This window comes from Pseudomonas sp. 1928-m (assembly GCF_029269135.1).
In the GTDB taxonomy this organism is placed as follows: domain Bacteria; phylum Pseudomonadota; class Gammaproteobacteria; order Pseudomonadales; family Pseudomonadaceae; genus Aquipseudomonas.
Genome location: NZ_JARIXO010000004.1, coordinates 97,429 through 114,550, shown reverse-complemented (window position 1 = coordinate 114,550; position 17,122 = coordinate 97,429). Strand labels below are relative to the sequence as shown.

Sequence of the window (17,122 nt, the reverse complement as noted above, 5' to 3'; positions counted from 1 at the left end):
CTGCTTGAACCTGCTGCCCACTTCGTCGCCACAGGTTAGAACAACACACGTAAGCCTGCATACAAGGTACGCCCAGGCCCAGGCTCAAAGTAACGCGCATTGCCGTCGTTGATGCGCAAGTTGTCGAAATACTCACGTCCCAGCAGGTTATCGACGCCCAGGTAAGGCTCCAGGCTTTGCTCGCCCAGCTGAAAACGCTTGCCGAGGCGCAGATTGAACACGGTATTACCGGGTGCAGACTGGCTATTGGCATCGTTGGCATACACCTGTGCCTGAGCCGTAACACCGAGGCGCACATAAGCACCTTGATGCTCATAAGCCAGTTCGCTAAACAAGGTTTGCCGTGGAATACCGGGGATGCGTTTGCCGGAAAAGTCACCCGCAGTGGTTTGATAATCCTCAAAATGGTAGCGGTTGTAGGCATAGGCCGCAGACCAGCGCCAGGCGTCGGCAAACTGCCAGTCCAGGCTCAATTCCAGGCCATCGCGGCGCGACTGCCCGGCATTGCGGTAGAAATTACGACCTGACTGGAAACTGAACGCCACCAGCTCATCCTCCAGCTCAATCCGGTACACCGATAGCGCGTAACGCAGCGCAGGCCATTCGCCTTTGATACCCAGCTCGCGGCTGAGCGCCCGAGCCGGCTGCATGGCGCTGTTGAAACCACCGCCTTGTGGGTTGCCTAGCTCGCTGATGGTGGGTGTTTCAAAGGAGCTGGCCAGCCGCGCATACAGCGATTGCTGCGGGGTAACGCGGTAACTCAGGCCGGCGCTGTAGTTCCAATCTTCCAGGCTGCGCGAGCCTGAATCATCGCGGTTATCTACCAGATAAAAATCATCCACCGCCAGCCGCACCTGGTCATAACGCAGCCCGAGTGTGGCCTGCCACTGTTCGCTCAGGTCAATCTGATCCTCGATAAACAGCCCCTGGCTCAGCGCAGACTCATCCTGCTGCTGACGTGACTGCCCACGTTCGCCGAGCAGGTTGTCATAACGCCGACGATCATCACGCTGCGCTTCAAGGTCGAAACCGGTGGTAATCCTATRGGGCAGACCGATTAGCTGGCGGTGATGACTGTACTGCCCGCCAACCCCGCTGAAGTAACGCTCGAACGTCGTCTGCCCACTGGTGGCAAAGCCCAGTTGATTGCCGAACTCGCGGTGCCCTAGGTAGCTGCGCAGCTGATATTCATCGGCACCCGCCGCGTAACCATCCCAGACCAGGCCCAGACGCTGCTGACGAATATATTCATCGGCATCGAAACGCAAGTTGTTCGGTGCAGCCTGCCGGCGATCCGCCTTCACTTCGGCTGCGGTCAGGCCACCTGGGTCTTCGGCGCGGTTGTCGATGGCATTGAAGTTCAGGCGTAAACGCCCCGTCGGCGCATACCAGCGCAGCTTGCCGGTGAGGCTGTTGGTCTGCGCCCCACTATGCTGGCGATAACCGTCGAGAACGGTGCTGTTAAATGCCAGCAAACCACCCAGGTTACCGTCGCTGCCGCCGATCTCCCCGCGCGTGCGCTGGTAACCCAGGCCTGCCGCACTCAGGTCCAGCTGCATAGACGGCAAGGTCGGCGGCTCGCGGGTTTCAATCGCCAGCACACCGCCAGCAGCATTACCGTACAGCACCGAGGCCGGGCCGCGCAGCACTTCCATGCGTTCGACCAGGCCCAGATCCAGGCCGTCGAGTTCGGTCTGACCATCGGGCATGGTCAAAGGCACACCATCCACCAGCACACGAATACCACGCACGCCAAAATTACCGCGCGCGCCAAAGCCACGAATCGCCGGGCGCAGGCCTTGAGCCAGGTTGTACCGGTTGAGGCTGAACACGCCTGGCACGCGGGCCAGCAAAGCATCCAGCGCCAGGTTCTGCTCACCTGGCGCTGCAGCGGTATCAATCACAGTCACGGCTGCCGGGGTACTTAACCAGCGCGTGGTGCTGCGTGGCGAGGTGATCAGCAGGGGTGCCAGCTCGACAGCCGTGTCATCAGCCTCGGCCGCCTGCAATGCGTGGATACCCGGCAACAAGCACAGTCCGGCGGCGACAACTCCAAGTGCCAGGCGCACGCCGCTCAATACTCTTTGTCAGCCTGGTCCTTGCGCCGATAGGGGAATACATCGATGACCTTGCCGGCGCGGATCGCCTCCTGCAGGCTTTTCCAGTAATCGGCGTCATACAGCTCGCCATGCAGCTCGTTGAACAGCTTGCGCTGCTTCATATCGGCAAACAGGAACGGTGGGAATTCCTCGGGAAAGACATCCAGTGGCGCCACCGAATACCAGGGTTCGGAAGACATTTCATCTTCCGGATAGCGCGCCTGGGGAATACGACGGAAATTCGCCTCGGTCAGAAAGCAGATTTCGTCGTAATCGTAGAACACCACGCGGCCGTGACGGGTTACGCCGAAGTTTTTCAGCAGCATATCGCCAGGGAAGATATTCGCCGCCGCCAGTTGTTTGATCGCCAAACCGTAGTCATCCAGCGCCTCACGCACCTGGGCTTCACTGGCGCTTTCGACATACAGGTTGAGTGGGGTCATGCGCCGCTCAGTCCAGCAGTGACGCACCAGCACCGTGTCGCCATTGACCTCGACAGTGGACGGCGCCACGTCCAGCAATTCAGCCAGGCATTCGGGGTCGAACTTGCTCAGCGGGAAACGGAAATCGGCAAATTCCTGGGTATCGGCCATGCGCCCTACCCGGTCGACGGTTTTCACCAAGCGGTACTTCTCGATCACGGTATTGCGGTCGACGTTTTTCGACGGCGAGAAGCGATCCTTGATGATCTTAAACACGGTGTTGAAGCCCGGCAGGGTAAACACGCTCATGACCATGCCGCGTACACCGGGGGCCATGACAAACTTGTCATCGGTGGTCGCCAGGTGGTTGATCAGCGAGCGGTAGAACTCCGATTTTCCGTGCTTGTAGAAACCGATCGAGGTGTACAGCTCGGCAATATGCTTGCCCGGCAGGATGCGTTTGAGAAAGCCGACAAACTCCGCTGGATAACCAACCCGCACCATGAAATAGGAGCGGGTGAAGGAGAAGATAATCGACACCTCCGCCTCGTCGGTGATCAGCGCATCAATCTGGATGCCCTGGCCTTCGCGGTGCAACAGCGGGATCACCAGCGGCCATTGTTCGTCACGGGTGTAGATGCGCCCGACCAAGTACGCGCCCTTGTTGCGATACAGGCGCGAGGCAAACAGCTCGATACGCAGGTCCGGGTCCTTGCACACCCAATCCGGCAGGTTGTCACGCAGTTGCTTGAGTAGGCGCGCCAGATCGCGTTCGAGGTTTTCATAGCCGACCTCGAAGCTGAAATCCTCGAAAATCTGCCGCAGGGCCTGTTCCACATTGCCCTTGGGTTCGTACAGACGGGTTTGCGGCGCCCGCTCATTGACCCGCAACGCCGGGCGCGTGGTGTGGATAAACATGCAGCCATCGTTGATCTGATCATGGCTGAACAGCCCGCAGAAGATCGAGTTGAACCAGGTTTCCGCCAGTTCATCGTCGTAGCGCAGGTCGATCAAAGCGATATAGGCCGATTTGACCAGTGGCCACTGCGCCACATCCAGCAGCACTTCTTCGGCATAGGCCTGCCGCAGGCGCGCACTGACCGAGCTGACACACTCTTCGTAGAGGGCGATACGCGCCGCTGAAGCCTGCTGGATTTCCTGCCACTGCGCCTGCTCGAAACGCACCCGCGCACCGTTGGTAATCTGTCGGAACTGCTCGCGGTAATCGTCGAAGCCTTCGAGGATAAGCGCGGCAATCGCGCTGGCCGGCCATTGCTGTGGCATAAACAAACCCCTGCAGATGAAATGCGGACAATCCGCCGAGCTTATCCAGTGACCGCACCAAGTAAAAGCCGGCAATGCTTGGATAGGCGTTTATCTGCCACGAAATATTGCCAAGCAACGGCTTTGAAAGCGTATTTCGAATTGCCTTGGCGTACGCGCCCGGCAACACTGCTCGCCTTTCTCACCGTCGTGGAGTTCGTTGTGCGTCTTGCCGACCTGATCCGTCTGCTGTTGCTTGCTGCCATCTGGGGCGCCAGCTTTCTGTTTATGCGCATCGTCGCGCCAGTGCTGGGCAGCATGCCGACGGCGTTCTTCCGCGCCAGCCTGGGCATGCTCGGCTTGTTGGCGATTCTGCTGCTGATGCGCGTGCGCTGGGATTTTCGCGGCAAGCTCAAGCACTGTTTGATACTCGGGGTGATCAACGCCGGTCTGCCCTCGGCCATGTATTGCCTGGCGGCACTGGTGTTGCCTGCGGGCTACTCGGCGATTCTGAATGCCACCACGCCGATGATGGGCGTGCTGATCGGGATGCTGTTCTTTGCCGAAGCCCTGACCCTGAGCAAAGCTGCAGGCGTGGCCATCGGCCTGTTCGGCGTGGCAGTGCTGACCCGCACCGGCCCGGTGGAATTCGATATGCCGCTGCTCTGGGGCGCCGCCGCCTGCCTGGTGGCCACCGCCTGCTACGGTTTTGCCGGCTTTCTCACACGGCGCTGGATCGGCCAGCAAGGCGGCCTGGATAACCGCCTGACCGCTTTCGCCAGCCTGTGCGGTGCCAGCCTGTTTTTGCTGCCACTGTTCGGCGGCGCCTTGATCATTCAACCACCCGCCAGCTGGGGCGGGCTCGACGTCTGGCTGTCCTTGGCCGGGCTAGGCTTTATCTGCACCGCATTCGCCTACGTGTTGTATTTCCGCCTGCTCAGCGACATCGGCCCGATCAAGGCCAGCACCACCACCTTCCTGATCCCGCCATTCGGCGTGCTATGGGGCGCCTTGCTGCTGGACGAGCCGCTATCCTGGGCCTACCTGTACGGCGGCGTACTGATCGCCATCGCGCTATGGCTGGTGGTGCGCCCAAGTAGCCCGACCAAGGCACCGACCTGAGCAGACACAAAACTCACGCCCATAAAAAAGCCGCCCTAAGGCGGCTTTTTTATCAAATCTCCAGGCCCGATCTCGTGAGCTAGAGCGAGACAAGGCGAAGATGGCTGAGGGCGCGGAGTTTACGTGTTGTAAATGAGCAGCCCGAAGCCATCTTCAACGCAGTATCGCCGACGCGCAGCAGATCGGAACGGTACTTACTGCTGCAACTCCTGCTCGGTAAACATATCGCTAAACAGCATGCTCGACAGGTAGCGCTCACCGGAGTCCGGCAGGATCACCACGATGGTTTTGCCTTGCATGCTCGGCTCGGCGGCGATACGCAGGGCGGCTGCCATGGCCGCGCCGCAGGAGATGCCGCAGAGAATGCCTTCTTCGCGCATCAGGCGCAGGGCCACCGCCTTGGCGTCGTCGTCTGTCACCAGCTCAACCCGATCGACCATGCTCAGGTCCAAGTTGCTCGGGACAAAACCGGCACCGATGCCCTGAATCTTGTGCGGGCTGGGTTTGACTTCATCACCGGCGATAGTCTGGGTGATCACCGGCGAACCGATCGGCTCGACCGCCACCGACAGAATCGCCTTGCCCTGGGTCTTTTTGATGTAACGAGAAATACCGGTGATGGTGCCGCCCGTGCCGACGCCAGCCACCAGCACGTCAATCGCGCCGTCGGTGTCGTTCCAGATTTCCGGCCCGGTGGTTTTTTCATGGATCGCCGGGTTGGCCGGGTTGTTGAATTGCTGCGGCATAAAGTAGGTGGCCGTGTCGGAGGCGGCGATTTCCGCGGCCTTCTCGATAGCGCCCTTCATGCCTTTGGCCGGCTCGGTCAGCACCAGTTCGGCGCCCAAGGCCTTGAGCACCTTGCGCCGTTCCAGGCTCATGGATGCGGGCATGGTCAGCAGCAGCTTGTAACCGCGAGCAGCCGCCACAAAAGCCAGACCGATACCGGTATTGCCCGAGGTTGGCTCGACAATGGTCATCCCCGGCTTGAGCACGCCGCGCTCTTCGGCATCCCAGACCATGCTGGCGCCAATCCGGCATTTCACCGAATAGGCCGGGTTGCGCCCTTCGATCTTGGCCAGGATGGTCACCCCGTCCGGGCCCAGGCGGTTGATCCGAACCAGCGGGGTATTGCCGATGGCTTGTGCGTTGTCTGCGAAGATGCGGCTCATGGCGAGGTCCTTGTGCGTGCGTTGCCGAATAGGCTATCAAGCCTAAGACCCATGGGCGTGGCAGTCCAGCACAGCGCATCATTAGCTGGAACCCAACTACAGGTAACGAGTCAGTTTATCTATGAAAAGACGCTACAGCATTCCCCAATGGATACTCCTCGGCCTGCTCGCCACCTTGCTGGTGCTGCATTTCACCCTGCCGATCCTGGTGCGCGACTACCTGAATGACAAGCTTGCGGAGATGGGCAGCTATAGCGGCCACATCACCGACGTGGACCTTGCATGGTGGCGCGGCGCATACCAGATCAATGGCCTTGAGATCGTGAAAACCGGTGGCCACGTACGGTTGCCGTTCGTCGAAGTGCCCGTTATCGACCTGGCGGTCAGCTGGAACGCGCTCTGGTACAAGCGCGCCATTGTCGCCGAAGTGATATTCGAACAACCGGTACTCAACTTCGTCGACGGCGGCGCCGACAGCCAAGCCTCCCAGACCGGTGAAGGCACTGACTGGCGCGAGCAACTGAAAAAGCTGCTGCCAATTACCCTGGATGAAGCGCGGGTGCTCGATGGGCGAGTCCACTTCCACAACTTCACATCCGACCCGCCGGTCGAACTGCAGGCCAGTAATGTCAATGCCAGCGTGTACAACCTGACTACGGTGGCGGACGAGCAAGGCAAACGCGTCGCTCACTTCGAGGGTAAAGCGCAATTGCTTGGGCATGCACCGCTGGAAGCCACGGCCTCGTTTGACCCACTGGAAGACTTTGAAAATTTTGTCCTCAAGCTGCGCGCCACCGGCATCGAACTGCCCCAGGTCAACTCGTTTTCCAGCGCCTACGGCAAGTTTGACTTCAAGGCCGGTACCGGTGATCTGGTGGTTGAGGCCCGAGCCGATGATGGTGAACTCAGCGGCTACATCAAGCCCCTGCTACGCAATGTGGAAGTCTTTGATTGGGAGCAGGACGTAACCCGTGATGACAAAGGGTTCTTCCGCTCGGTGTGGGAAGCGATTGTGGGCGGCAGCGAAAAACTGCTCAAGAATCAGCGCGTCGATCAATTTGCCACCCGTGTAGAGCTAAGCGGCAACGTCCACCAGCAGAACATCAGCGCTTTTCAGGCCTTTATCGCGATTCTGCGCAATGGCTTCATTCAAGCCTTCAGCACCCGCTTTGAATCCTCTCTTGAAGAGGGCGATAGCGCCCCTTCTGCGGAGTAACCGGCCATTCATTGATTGAATAAGGCTTCTGCGTTCACAGAGGCCAACGCTGCGCGTTATAGTCGCCGTTTACAAATATTGAACCCGCGGGTATCGCCTGCGTATTTTTCGTTCGAGGATTTACCGATGAAGTTCGAAGGCACCCAGTCCTATGTCGCCACCGACGACCTCAAGCTCGCGGTAAACGCCGCCATCACCCTGGAGCGTCCGTTGCTGGTCAAGGGCGAGCCTGGCACCGGTAAGACCATGCTGGCCGAACAACTGGCCGAATCCTTCGGCGCACGCCTGATCACCTGGCATATCAAATCCACCACCAAGGCCCACCAGGGCCTCTACGAATACGATGCGGTCAGCCGCCTGCGTGACTCGCAGCTGGATTCGGACAAAGTCCACGACGTGCGCAACTACATCAAGAAAGGCAAGCTGTGGGAAGCGTTCGAGTCGGAGGATCGGGTGATCCTGCTGATCGACGAGATCGACAAGGCCGACATCGAGTTCCCCAACGACCTGCTGCAAGAACTCGACAAGATGGAATTCTACGTTTACGAGACTGACGAGACCATCAAGGCGAAAAAACGCCCGATCATCATCATTACCTCGAACAACGAAAAGGAACTGCCGGACGCCTTCCTGCGCCGCTGCTTCTTCCACTACATCGCCTTCCCGGATCGCGCGACCCTGCAGAAGATCGTCGATGTGCACTACCCCAATATCAAGAAAGATCTGGTCGCCGAAGCGCTCGATGTGTTCTTCGACGTGCGCAAGGTGCCTGGCCTGAAGAAGAAGCCGTCCACCAGCGAACTGGTCGACTGGCTCAAACTGCTGATGGCCGACAATATCGGCGAAGCCGTGCTGCGCGAGCGCGACCCAACCAAGGCCATCCCGCCGCTGGCCGGGGCGCTGGTGAAGAACGAGCAGGATGTGCAGCTGCTTGAGCGTCTGGCCTTTATGAGCCGCCGCGCTTCGCGTTAAGAGCCGGAGCGGGAGCGGATCCATGCACAGCGGCAGTTGCCTTTGCGCTGCGGTGAAATACCGCATCGATGCGCCTATCGAATCGGCGACTCATTGCCATTGTTCGATGTGCCGCAAAGCCCATGGCGCTGCATTCGCCACTTACGCCAATGTGCGGCGCAAGGACTTTCACTTCACCCAAGGCGAAGAATCACTGGGCATCTACCAGTCTTCGCCAGGTGTGACGCGGACCTTTTGCAAGCACTGTGGCTCGACCCTGCAGTGGTACAGCGAGCAGCCCTACCCCAACTGGCTTTCAGTGGCGCTGGGCACGCTGGATACGCCGGTAGGTGAAATCGCGCAGAAGCATATTTTCCCTGAGGCCAAGGCCGACTGGTACGCCATCAACGATGGTCTGCCATTGGAGCGACGCTCTTAAGCGTCGCACTCAAACGAATTCACGAGGGCGCAGCCATGCTGCTCAACCTGTTCAACGAAATGCGCGCCGCCAAAGTACCGGTGTCGGTACGGGAGCTGCTCGACCTGATCAACGCGTTGAAACACAACGTGGTGTTCGCCGATATGGACGAGTTCTATTTCCTCTCGCGCACCATCCTGGTCAAGGACGAACGGCATTTCGACAAGTTTGACCGCGCCTTCGGCGCCTACTTCAAGGGCCTGGAAAACCTTAACCAGCATATCGAGGCATTGATCCCCGATGAGTGGCTGCGCAAGGAATTCGAGCGTTCGCTGACCGATGAAGAACGCGCCAAGATCGAATCCCTCGGTGGCCTGGACAAGCTGATCGAGGAGTTCAAGAAGCGCCTCGAAGAGCAGAAGGAACGCCACGAGGGCGGCAACAAGTGGATCGGCACCGGCGGCACCAGCCCGTTCGGCTCCGGCGGCTTCAATCCGGAAGGCATCCGCGTCGGTGACGCGGGCAAGCGCCAGGGCAAGGCGGTCAAGGTCTGGGACCAGCGCGAGTACAAGAACCTCGACGATCAGGTCGAGCTGGGCACGCGCAATATCAAGGTGGCCCTGCGTCGCCTGCGCAAGTTCGCTCGCCAGGGGGCCCAGGACGAACTCGACCTCAACGGCACCATCGACCACACCGCCAAGGACGGCGGCCTGCTGAATATCCAGATGCGTCCGGAGCGGCGTAACGCGGTCAAGCTGCTGATCCTCTTCGATATCGGCGGCTCGATGGACGCCCACGTCAAGGTCTGCGAAGAGCTGTTCAGCGCCTGCAAGACCGAGTTCAAGCATATGGAGTACTTCTACTTCCATAACTGTGTGTACGAATCGGTGTGGAAGAACAACCTGCGCCGCACCTCCGAGCGCTTCTCCACCCAGGACCTGCTGCACAAGTACGGCGCTGACTACAAGGTGGTGTTCGTCGGCGACGCGGCCATGGCACCCTACGAGATCACCCAGGCCGGCGGAAGCGTCGAGCACTGGAACGAGGAGCCGGGTTACGTCTGGATCAAGCGCTTTATGGAGAAGTACAAAAAGCTTATCTGGATCAACCCCTACCCCAAGGACACCTGGGGCTACACCGCTTCGACCAATATCATGCGCGAGCTGCTGGAAGAGCAGATGTACCCGCTGACCCTACAGGGGCTGGAAGACGGCATGAAGTTTCTCTCCAAGTAAAACCAACGGGCCCAGCAGGGCCCGTTTTGTTTGGCTATGTCCCAAGACCGTGTAGCAGGCCACTTTTGTAGGGTGGGTTAGCGCCGCTGGGACTGGTATGGGTATCTCCACGCAACCCGAGCGCCGCGTAACCCACCATTGCGGTTTGTCGGCAGACCGCCATGGTGGGTTACGGCGCATTGGGCGTTGATGTTGTTTGCCTGATCCYGATTTGCGCCTAACCCACCCTACGGATTACCGCGCCGTCATGCACCGTGTCGCCCTTCGTGGCGATTCAACACATAACGGGTACATAGCCTTTTGTTTAGCCTGCCGTGCTGCTAGCGGTCAGACAGTCGACCAGTTCTGCGGCAAACCCCGACAACAGCTCACGCTTGCGCACACAGACCTTCAAGTCCCGCTGCGCCCAGGGCTCTTCCAGCTCAACCACGGCGAGCGGCGCGCCAGCGGTTACCGCGCTGCGCGGCACCATGCCGATACCAACCCCGGCGCTGACCATGCGGCACACCGCCTCGAAGCTGCGCACCTGAATCCGCACTTCCAGGTGCCGCCCCAGCGCAGCGGCCGCATTCATCGTAAAGGTGTGAATCGCCGAGCCTGAATGCAGCATGACAAAGGGGTAATCCAGTACCTGAGCAAACAGGCTGCTGGCCTGCGTTGCCAGTGGATGATCAGTTGGTGTAATCAGCACCAACCGATCGGCCCGGTATGGGATCAACTCAACCTCCGCGTCCGCAATCGTCCCCGCCACCACGCCAACTTCCACCTCGCCGCGTGCCACCGCCATCAGCACCTGCGGGCTGGTGTGCTCTTCCAGGGAAATACTGACCTGTGGATGGCGCTGTAAGAAGCTCGAAAGGCTGTCGGGCAGAAAGGTGTGGGTGGCGTGGGTATTGGCCCACAGGCTGACATGGCCACGCACGCCTTTGGCGTATGGGGTAAGGTCGGCATGCATTTGTTCGAGTTGGGCAAACACCTGCCGTGCATGGCGCAGCAACGCCTCGCCAGCACGGGTCAGGCTGACGCCGCGCGGCTCACGCAGCAATAGCGGTGTGCCAATCGACGCTTCCAGCTGGCGCATACGGTGACTGGCCGATGAGGCTGCCAAATGCACGCGCTCGGCCCCTCGGGTGAGGTTTTTCGCTTCAGCAATCGCCACAAACAGACGCAGATCAATCAGGTCATAGTGCATAGCGTTAGTTAAATCCGAACGATCAATTATGGAAAAGCCAATTCCATCGCGATTCTATACCCAGCATCATTCGGCGCAGCACAACTCTTTAGGGATTCACTCAACATGCCATGGAAAACCTGGTCAGCCGAACGATTGGGCATCGCACTGGCGGTGCTCGCCGCCTTCGGTTTCTCGTTCAAGGCGATTTTCGTCAAGCTGGCCTACGCCGCCGCGCCAGTAGACGCGATCACATTGCTGGCACTGCGCATGAGCTTTGCCCTGCCTATCGCACTGTGGGTAACGCTGTGGTTATGCCGCGCTGCGCCGCCGCTGACCCGCAAAGACTGGGGCATGCTGATCGCCCTGGGCCTGCTGGGTTACTACGGCGCCAGCATCCTCGATTTTGTTGGCCTGCAGTACATCTCGGCGGCGCTGGAGCGCTTGATCCTGTTTATCTACCCGACCATGACTGTGCTGATCGGCGTGCTGTTTATGGGCAAGCGCCTGGAGAAACGCCAGGTTGCGGCGCTGTTGCTGACCTACGCCGGTATCGGTCTGGCGTTCGCCCACGACCTGCATGTTGCGGAGGATCTGCATACCGTGCTGATCGGCGCTGCCTTCGTTTTCGGCTCTGCGCTGTGCTACGCCCTGTACAGCTCCGGGGCCGAGGTGGCGATTCACCGGCTCGGCACCATTCGCTTTGCTGCCCTGGCAATAATCGTCTCCACCTTCGCCACACAGATTCACTTCCTCGCCGCTCAGCCGCTTACCGCACTGCAGCAGCCGATGGAGGTGTATGCCTACAGCGCGGCGATGGCGATTTTCTCCACGGTGCTGCCGATATTCTGGCAATCCGCCGCCCTGCGCCTGATCGGCTCGGCGCGCACCGTACTGATTGGCACACTGGGGCCGATCCTGACGATTGTTTTCGCCTGGATGTTGTTGTCGGAGCCGGTGTCGTTTGCCCAGTTGGCGGGCGCGGGGCTGGTTCTGGCGGGAGTGCTGCTGGTGTCGCGGCGTAAACGATTGCCAATTCTGCCGATTGTTAGCGAGGCAGCCAACGTTCAAGGCCGCAAGCAGGCTTAAGAAGCGAATCAGCACAAACACCAAGGGCTCTTGCGAGCCCTGGTGTGATTCAACTTAGCGCCAGTGCCGCTGCTGCACCTTCTGGTTGCGGCCGACGCCCAGCAGCATGCCGATCAGCAACCCCAGGCTCTCCAGCAGCCAAGCCAGCAGCATGGCGCAGGCAATGCCCCAGGCGATGGCCTCGGGAGCCAGCAGCACCTGATAGCGGTAGGCGCTCAGGGTTTCCTCCAGCAGTTCATGATCTGCCGCTGTCGCCATATGCCAGACCTGGCCATACCAGGGCCCTTGCATGGCTTTGGACTCGCGTTCAAGGAATGCCGAGCGTTCGACCAGGGTACCCAGGCTCTGCGCGTCGCTGCGCATCACTGGGTCGGCACTGGCCTGGTAATGGCCGACCAATGCGACCAGATCGCCCTTGAAAAAGCGCCGAGCCGTTTCGCGAAAGCCCTTGAGGCCCAACTCAGATTCGATGCGATGGGCTTCGACGCGCTTGCTGTAGTCGTCGATAAAACCCGGCACCTGCACCCCGACCAGTAACCCCAGGGCAAACAAGGCCAACCGCAGATAGTTTCTAAACATGTCCCCTCCCCCCATTCAGTCCGTTAGGCCTTGCGCCACACATTCACCACCGCGCCACAACCGCCACTCACCCGGCTGGTAAAGCGTCCAGCTCTCGTTATCGGTCAACGGCTCGGTGGCCAAAACGCTGACCACGTCATTGGGCGTGGTTTCCGCCTGGAAATCCACCTGCATATCGGCATCTTTCAGATGCGCCGGGCCAAACGGTGCGCGCCGAGTGATATGCGCCAGCTTGCTGCTGCAGAAGCTGAACAGCCAGTCGCCATCGCTGAGCAGGCAGTTGAATACACCGTGCTGGCGATAGCCGGCACAAGCACTGACCAGGGTGGGCAGCAATTCCTCCACCGCCACAGGCTCGGGAAAGGCCTGACGCAGGCGATTGAGCAAATCACAGAAGGCGGCTTCGCTGTCGGTGTCGCCAATCGGCCGGTAGTTATCCAATTGCGGGGCGAAATCGGCCAGTTGGCCGTTGTGCGCAAAGCACCAGTTGCGCCCCCACATCTCGCGTACAAACGGATGGGTATTGGCCAGACAGACGCGGCCGACATTGGCCTGGCGGATATGGCCGATCACCACTTCGCTCTTGATCGGATAGCGCTGCACCAGCTGCGCCACCTCTGACTCGCTGCTGGCGCGAGGGTCCTGAAACAGGCGCAGACCGTGCCCTTCATAAAAACCGATGCCCCAACCGTCGCGGTGCGGGCCAGTACGCCCGCCGCGCTGCATCAGGCCGGTAAAACTGAAGAGGATATCGGTCGGCACATTGGCGCTCATGCCCAGCAATTCACACATTGCGTAACGCCTCGCGCAGCTGCTGCGCTTCAATTGCCAGACGCGCCTCGATGCGTTTGCGCGCCAACGGCAGAAAACGTGTCAGAGCGCGCCACAGCAACGGCATCACATCGCCGCTGCGTCGTGGAATCAGGTGCAGATGCAGGTGTGGCACATGCTGATTCGAAGTCGGCCCGTCGTTGATCAAGAAATTGATGCCCTGTTCGCCATAACCGGCCGCGCGCAAGGCGGCGGCCATGCGTTGCGCCAGGGGCAGCAACTGTTCACAGGCCGCGGTGGAGAGGTCTTTGAGAAAGGGCGCGTGTTCGCGGCTGACAATCAGCACATGGGCCGGGCGCAGGGGGAAGATATCCAGCAGGACGATAAAGTGCTCATCCTCATAAATACGCTCGGCAGGCAATTGCTCAGCGGCAATTGCACAGAACACACACTCCATAACCCCTCCTGAGGGTCTGTTCCTGTTTCGTTCGTGGCCGCGCCGGAGCCAGTTTTAGCGCGAGGCAAGGCACGAGACGCGAAGTTTGGTGTTCCAAATGAGCGTCGAGAAACGCAGCATCGCGCTCAAACTGGCCCGGCCCTTCGGGTTGCGCGGAAAATCTCGCCATGCGGTGTTGTAGGACTTGGCAAGGGAACACCATTACCTGCGTCCTACGCCTAGCCTGGCGAGATTTTCCGCTGCAACGCGGCTCACGAACGGCACAGGAACAGACCCTAGTGAGGGGCCATGCTGAACGGCTGTGTGCTTTGGCGCAAGGGCAGCGACGTCGGGTGACGCCGCAGCGGCTTACAAACGTGGTTCTACTCGCAGGCGGCGATCGCCACGGGCATCGTAACGGGTGTCGCCGAAATCCTGCTCATCGCGCGCCATCATCTCGCGCAGGGTTGGCTCGTCATCGGCAATAGGGGCTGGCCCTTTGCGCGCCTGCCACCAACGTTCCACGGGCCAGCGCACGGCGACAAACAGCAGGTACAGGGTGAACATGATCAAGCCATACATGCTCAGATCCGCCACCGCGCGCCAGACGTTGTTGCCCACATCCAGCAACAGGTCCATGGCGGTGATCGCCACCGCAGGGGCGAACTGGTCCTTACCGGGGTCGACGATGGTTGGGCTGAACAGCAGCACCACAACCAACACACGCAGCGGCTCGCGCACATAGCGCCACATCCAGCCGGTCAGGCGAAACCACACCAACAGGCAGCCGAGGGCCGCCACCAGATAGGCGCTCCAGGCAAGCAGGTAGTCGTTTTCAATCATAAAACGCAAATTCTCTGGCATTGAAGACCAGGCGGCGCACGCGCATAAGCGCGCAGATTTCAGCAGCCGACGGGCGAAGTGGCGCTTATGATAACGGCTTTTGCCTGCTTCGGCGTCCCCGCTGTCGGCCGTCATCTACAGGAGTTGTTTCATGTCCCACGCCCCCATCGCCCGCGTCGACAACGCTGCCGACCCGTATCGCTGGCTGGAAAACCGCGACAGCGCTGAGGTGCTTGATTACCTCAAGGCGGAAAATGCCTACCTGGAACAGCAGCTCAGTGAGCAACTGCAGCTGCGCGAAACACTGTTTCAGGAGATCAAGGGGCGCATCCACGAAACCGACCTCAGCCTGCCGTCGCCCTGGGGCCCTTATCTGTATTACCAGCGCACCACCGCTGGCGACGAATACCCGCGGCATTACCGCTGCCGCAAACCTGCCGATGGCTCGCTGACGGTCGATGAGGCCAGCGAGCAGCTGCTACTCGACCCCAACGCCCTGGCCGATGGCGGCTTTATCTCGCTCGGCGCCTTCAGCATCAGCCCTGACCACCAGCGACTGGCCTACAGCCTGGATACCAGCGGCGAGGAAACCTATCAGCTGTTCGTCAAGGAACTGGCCGACGACAGCCTGATCGAGCTGCCGTTCGAGGAGTGCGATGGCAGCATGACCTGGGCCAATGACAGCCAGACGCTGTTCTTCGGCGAACTGGATGACACCCACCGGCCGCACAAGCTGTATCGCCACCGCCTCGGCAGCGATGCGGCCGAACTGGTATTCCACGAGCCGGATGGGCGCTTCTTCCTCAGTTGCTATCGCAGCAGCTCCGAGCGCCAGCTGATTCTGCAACTGGGCAGCAAAACCACCAGCGAAGCCTGGGTACTGGATGCCGCCACCCCGCACGCTGCTTTCAGCTGCGTGGCCCCACGCGAAGAAGGTCACGAATACGACGTCGACCACGGCACGCTGAATGGCGAGTGGAGCTGGCTGATCCGCAGCAACCAGCACGGCATCAACTTCACCCTGTTCGCTGCCAGCGAAGCAGCCCCGAGCCGCAGCCACTGGCAATTGCTGCGCGAGCATGACCCAGAAGTGATGCTGGAAGGCTTTAGCCTTAATCAGCAAGCGCTGGTGCTGAGCCTACGCGAAGGCGGCCTGCCGATTATCGAAGTGCAGCCGCAGGGGCAAGCGGCCTATCGCGTGCAGCTACCTGACGCCGCCTACAGCCTGTATGTGCAGGACAGCCTAGAATTCGACAGCCCCGCCATTCGCCTGCGTTATGAAGCGCTCAATCGCCCGGCGCAAGTGCGTCAGCTGGAGCTGGCCACGGGCGCGCAAGTGGTACTCAAGCAAACCCCGGTACTTGGCCCGTTCGATGCCGACAGCTATGTCAGCCAGCGCCTGTGGGCCACTGCCGCCGACGGCAGTCAGGTGCCGATCAGCCTGGTGGCCAAACGCGAAGTACTCGGCACCTCTGCGCCGCTCTATCTGTATGGCTACGGCGCTTATGGCGAAAGCCTCGACCCCTGGTTCTCCCATGCGCGCCTGTCCTTGCTTGATCGTGGTTTCGTGTTTGCCATCGCCCATGTACGTGGCGGCGGCGAGCTGGGCGAAGCCTGGTACCGTGCCGGCAAGCTGGAACACAAGCAGAACTCGTTCAGCGACTTTATCGCCTGCGCCGAACACCTGATCACCAGTGGCTACACCAGCGCGCAGCAGCTGGTTATCAGCGGTGGCAGCGCCGGCGGGTTGCTGATGGGCGCAGTGCTCAATCAGCGTCCTGAGCTGTTCGCCGCCGCCATCGCCGAGGTGCCGTTTGTCGATGTGCTCAACACCATGCAGAACCCCGACCTGCCGCTGACCGTTACCGAGTACGACGAATGGGGCGACCCAAACCAACCCGAGGTCTTCGAGCGAATCAAAGGCTACGCGCCTTATGAGAACGTCCAGGCGCAGGCCTACCCGGCGATTCTCGTGGTGGCTGGCTACAACGACAGCCGGGTGCAGTACTGGGAGGCCGCCAAATGGGTGGCCAAGCTGCGTGCGCAGAAAACCGATAACAATCTGTTGCTGCTGAAAACCGAACTGGACGCCGGCCACGGCGGCATGAGCGGCCGCTATCAGGCGCTCAAGGATGCCGCTCTGGAATACGCATTTATCCTCAAAGTGCTGGGCCTGGTTTGAGTCCAGCTTGCCGCTCTGCCAGCCGGAGTTATATGGCTTGGCAGAGCGGCGCAGGCTCAGAGTAATTCGCGCTAAACAGCGGACGTTTAGGGCGAAAAATTACTTGACCGTTCATGCAGATTTAATCTGTCTGACGTGCAAGTTCGGCTAGGCTGA

At 60.2% G+C, this 17,122-nt stretch carries 15 protein-coding genes; 7 read left to right on the top strand and 8 right to left on the bottom strand.

Annotated elements, in window-relative coordinates; translation table 11 throughout:
* Positions 1-35: 35 nt before the first annotated feature.
* A complete protein-coding gene (locus tag P3C18_RS14410) occupies positions 36-2,069 on the bottom strand; it encodes a TonB-dependent receptor (RefSeq protein ID WP_275962543.1) in 2,034 nt (677 codons plus the stop codon).
* A 5-nt stretch (positions 2,070-2,074) separates the two neighbouring features.
* Positions 2,075-3,805 (bottom strand): bifunctional isocitrate dehydrogenase kinase/phosphatase, encoded by a 1,731-nt coding sequence (gene aceK / locus P3C18_RS14405; RefSeq protein ID WP_275962542.1) that lies wholly within the window; start codon positions 3,803-3,805, stop codon positions 2,075-2,077.
* Between the two features lie 201 nt (positions 3,806-4,006).
* On the opposite strand from aceK, the gene P3C18_RS14400 reads away from it, so the two are divergent.
* Entirely contained in the window at positions 4,007-4,906 is a 900-nt protein-coding gene (locus P3C18_RS14400) for a DMT family transporter (protein ID WP_275962541.1), read from the top strand.
* Positions 4,907-5,100: 194 nt separating this feature from the next.
* On the opposite strand, the gene cysK is transcribed toward P3C18_RS14400, so the two are convergent.
* Entirely contained in the window at positions 5,101-6,075 is a 975-nt protein-coding gene (cysK, locus tag P3C18_RS14395) for a cysteine synthase A (protein WP_275962540.1), read from the bottom strand.
* 121 nt (positions 6,076-6,196) lie between these two features.
* Between cysK and P3C18_RS14390 the strand changes: the two genes are divergently transcribed.
* The 4 genes from P3C18_RS14390 (at position 6,197) to P3C18_RS14375 (ending at position 9,895) form a co-directional block, all read left to right on the top strand.
* Positions 6,197-7,291, top strand: a complete 1,095-nt coding sequence (locus P3C18_RS14390; RefSeq protein WP_275962538.1) for a DUF748 domain-containing protein — start codon at positions 6,197-6,199, stop codon at positions 7,289-7,291.
* A gap of 126 nt (positions 7,292-7,417) precedes the next feature.
* On the top strand, positions 7,418-8,263 hold the full coding sequence (locus P3C18_RS14385; protein ID WP_274086556.1) for a MoxR family ATPase: 846 nt from the start codon (positions 7,418-7,420) through the stop codon (positions 8,261-8,263).
* Between the two features lie 22 nt (positions 8,264-8,285).
* Complete coding sequence (locus tag P3C18_RS14380) at positions 8,286-8,681, top strand: GFA family protein (RefSeq protein WP_275962537.1); 396 nt, start codon at positions 8,286-8,288, stop codon at positions 8,679-8,681.
* Between the two features lie 35 nt (positions 8,682-8,716).
* Positions 8,717-9,895 (top strand): VWA domain-containing protein, encoded by a 1,179-nt coding sequence (locus P3C18_RS14375; RefSeq protein ID WP_275962536.1) that lies wholly within the window; start codon positions 8,717-8,719, stop codon positions 9,893-9,895.
* Between the two features lie 304 nt (positions 9,896-10,199).
* Here the strand turns inward: P3C18_RS14375 and P3C18_RS14370 are convergent, their stop codons facing one another.
* Positions 10,200-11,087: a LysR substrate-binding domain-containing protein gene (locus tag P3C18_RS14370; RefSeq protein WP_275962535.1), complete on the bottom strand. Its 888-nt coding sequence runs from the start codon at positions 11,085-11,087 to the stop codon at positions 10,200-10,202.
* Positions 11,088-11,192: 105 nt separating this feature from the next.
* Here P3C18_RS14370 and P3C18_RS14365 point away from each other — a divergent pair, with 105 nt between their 5' ends.
* A complete protein-coding gene (locus P3C18_RS14365; protein ID WP_275962534.1) occupies positions 11,193-12,155 on the top strand; it encodes a DMT family transporter in 963 nt (320 codons plus the stop codon).
* Positions 12,156-12,209: 54 nt separating this feature from the next.
* Here P3C18_RS14365 and P3C18_RS14360 read toward each other — a convergent pair whose 3' ends face one another.
* The 4 genes from P3C18_RS14360 to P3C18_RS14345 form a co-directional block, all read right to left on the bottom strand.
* Positions 12,210-12,734, bottom strand: a complete 525-nt coding sequence (locus P3C18_RS14360) for a DUF2937 family protein (RefSeq protein ID WP_275962533.1) — start codon at positions 12,732-12,734, stop codon at positions 12,210-12,212.
* A 15-nt stretch (positions 12,735-12,749) separates the two neighbouring features.
* Positions 12,750-13,526 carry a class II glutamine amidotransferase gene (locus tag P3C18_RS14355; RefSeq protein WP_275962532.1) on the bottom strand — a complete coding sequence of 259 codons (777 nt, stop codon included), beginning with the start codon at positions 13,524-13,526 and terminating at the stop codon, positions 12,750-12,752.
* Positions 13,519-13,962, bottom strand: coding sequence for an HIT family protein (locus tag P3C18_RS14350; protein WP_275962531.1), 444 nt, complete (start codon positions 13,960-13,962; stop codon positions 13,519-13,521). Before P3C18_RS14350 ends, P3C18_RS14355 begins: the two co-directional genes overlap by 8 nt.
* A gap of 348 nt (positions 13,963-14,310) precedes the next feature.
* Positions 14,311-14,784, bottom strand: a complete 474-nt coding sequence (locus P3C18_RS14345) for an MFS transporter (protein WP_275962530.1) — start codon at positions 14,782-14,784, stop codon at positions 14,311-14,313.
* Positions 14,785-14,935: 151 nt separating this feature from the next.
* On the opposite strand from P3C18_RS14345, the gene P3C18_RS14340 reads away from it, so the two are divergent.
* Positions 14,936-16,966 (top strand): S9 family peptidase, encoded by a 2,031-nt coding sequence (locus P3C18_RS14340; protein ID WP_275962529.1) that lies wholly within the window; start codon positions 14,936-14,938, stop codon positions 16,964-16,966.
* Positions 16,967-17,122: the final 156 nt, after the last annotated feature.